At 71.9% G+C, this 1,611-nt stretch carries 1 protein-coding gene; it reads left to right on the forward strand.

Translation table 11 applies throughout. From position 1 onward, the window contains the following. The coding region (locus VF536_RS15905; protein WP_331615840.1) for a Mur ligase family protein at nucleotides 1-1,611 on the forward strand (1,611 nt) is incomplete at both ends.

Below are 1,611 nucleotides of genomic sequence, written 5' to 3' on the forward strand. Positions count from 1 at the left end.
CGGCACGCCCTCGTGCTGGGCCTGGGCGACTCCGGGCTCGCGATGGCGGCCTGGGCAGCGCGCCTGGGCGCGCGCGTCACGGTCTGGGACAGCCGCGAGCAGCCGCCGCAGCTGGCCGCGCTGCGCGAGCGTCTGCCCGACGCCGCGTTCGCGCATGGCGGGTTCACGCCGGAACTGCTGGCCACGATCGACCACAGCTGGGTGCTGCTGAAGAGCCCCGGCCTGTCGCCGCTGGACGCACGGCTGAAGCCGCTGTTCGAGCGCGCCGAGGAAATCGGCCTGCGCGTGCGCGGCGAGCTGGAGCTCTTCGCGCAGGCGCTGGCGGAGCTGAAGACCCTGTATCGCTACGAGCCCGGCGTGCTCGCGATCACCGGCACCAACGGCAAGACGACGACCACCAGCATGACCGCGCTGCTGGTCGAGCGCGCCGGCCGCCGCGTCGCGATGGCGGGCAACATCGGCCCGACGCTGCTGGGGACCTTGAGCGACGCGCTCGACAAGGAACCGATGCCGCAGCCGAAGGCGGACGAGGTCGCCGCCGAGGCCGACGCGGCTGACGCTGCGGATGAAGCCGTCGTCGATCTCGCCGTGGAATCCGTGGTGTCGACGGAGCCCGGAGAGACCGTGGCCATCGAGGACGTCGGCGACGTGCCCGAAGTGCCGAACGCCGACGTGCTGCTGGAGTCGTTCGATACGAACGAGATCGAGCCGGTCGAACCTGTGGAGCCGGTCGAGCCGGTCGAGCCGGTCGCGGAGTCCGCTGCCGCGCAAGCGCCGGTCGACGACCGCACCGCGCTCGAGACCGTCGCCGAGCTGCTCGACGAGCCGCCGCTGCCGATCAAGCCGCCGCCGCCCAAGCCGGCCGAATTCGAGGTGCTGCCGCAGGTCTGGGTGCTGGAGCTGTCGAGCTTCCAGCTCGACGGTGTGAAGGGTTTCGAGCCGAGCGCCGGCGCGGTGCTCAACATCACGCAGGACCACCTGGACTGGCACGGCGACATGCCGGCCTACGCGCGCGCCAAGGGGCGCGTCTTCGGCGAGCACGGCGTGCTGGTGGTCAACCGCGACGACCCCGAGGTCGAGGCGCTGATCCCCGCGCCGATCACCGTCAAGCAGGGCCGCGGCCGCCCGGCGAAGGTCGTGGAACGCAACGTCGTCCGCTTCGGACTCGACGCACCGCGCCGTCCCGGCGACTTCGGCCTGGTGGTCGAGAACGGCATGGCCTGGCTGGTCCGCGCCCGCGAGCAGGAAGAAGAACTGAAGGGCCTGAAGCGGCGCAAGGACGACGAGGACGACCTCATCATCCAGCGCCTGATGCCCGCCGACGCGTTGCGCGTGCGCGGCCGCCACAACGCGGCGAACGCGCTGGCGGCGCTGGCGCTGGCCACGGCCATCGACTGCCCGCTGGCGCCGATGCTGCACGGCCTGCGCGAGTACAACGGCGAACCGCACCGCGTCGAGTTCATCACCTCGATCAAGGGCGTCGACTTCTACGACGATTCCAAGGGCACCAACGTCGGCGCGACCGTCGCCGCCGTGACCGGCCTGGGCGCCGACCGCGCGCCGGCCAAGCTGGTGATGATCCTGGGCGGCGACGGCAAGGGGCAGGACTTC

The sequence above is a fragment of the Roseateles sp. genome, from assembly GCF_036486225.1.
Classification (GTDB): domain Bacteria; phylum Pseudomonadota; class Gammaproteobacteria; order Burkholderiales; family Burkholderiaceae_C; genus Roseateles.